Consider the following 216-nt stretch of genomic DNA (forward strand, 5'->3'; position numbering starts at 1 on the left):
TAATTTGCCATCCGCAGTTTCAGTAGCAGTATTACCTACCGCATCTTTCGCTTCAGCTTTAACTGTATATTCACCTTCTGGTAATTCTTCAGTCGGTGTGAACGTCCAGTTACCTTCTGGATCTACAGTCGCATCACCTGTTGCTACAGGGTTGCCATCTTTGTCTAAGATTTCAACTTTTACTGTTGCACCTGGCTCAGTCTTACCTGAGATTGT

At 43.5% G+C, this 216-nt stretch carries 1 protein-coding gene; it reads right to left on the reverse strand.

Annotated features, from left to right (window positions below):
* A partial coding sequence (locus tag AC1M9K_RS14695) for an Ig-like domain-containing protein (protein WP_481589666.1) occupies window positions 1-216 on the reverse strand: 216 nt, incomplete at both ends.

The sequence above is a fragment of the Acinetobacter sp. 24-47-67 genome (genome assembly GCF_056779735.1).